Source organism: Micromonospora sp. DT4 (genome assembly GCF_049841675.1).
Classification (GTDB): domain Bacteria; phylum Actinomycetota; class Actinomycetes; order Mycobacteriales; family Micromonosporaceae; genus Micromonospora.
In genome coordinates this window covers 1-398 of record NZ_JBNCKT010000411.1, presented here as the reverse complement: position 1 = coordinate 398, position 398 = coordinate 1, and the positions used below count along the sequence as shown (strand labels likewise).

The following is a 398-nucleotide window of genomic DNA, read 5'->3' as shown; positions in this document are numbered from 1 at the left end:
GGCCGCTTGTTCAAGGGCGGTGCAGAACGCGCGGATGTCAGCTGCGGTGGTCCACGCCTGGTAGGCGTTGCGGAAGGTTTCCGCGCGGATGTTGTCCGCGGCCCGGACGCGGGCGTCGGCCATCGCGGCGTGCCATTGCGCGAGGGTGGCCTCCTCCTGCCGTCTGCGCTCGACCGCGGCTTCCTCCTGCCGCCGCCGGTGCTCGGCCGCAGCCTTCTCCCGCGCGGCTTCGGCTGCCCGCCGTTGCTGTTCGTCGGCGGTGACGCCAGCCTCGAACCCTTGGATGATCTGCGCGACGCGTTGTTCCAGACGTACGCGTGCGGTGTCGGTCCAGGTGTCCCGGTTGTCGTGTCCGGCCCGGGCGATCTCCAAGCGGAGCCTGCCGGAGTCGACGACGT

1 protein-coding gene is annotated in these 398 nt (G+C 71.1%); it reads right to left on the bottom strand.

All coding sequences use genetic code 11. From position 1 onward, the window contains the following. Positions 1-372, bottom strand: a 372-nt coding sequence (locus ACLQ24_RS30355) for a hypothetical protein (protein WP_425895160.1), incomplete at its 3' end; no start/stop codon positions are given. Positions 373-398: the final 26 nt, after the last annotated feature.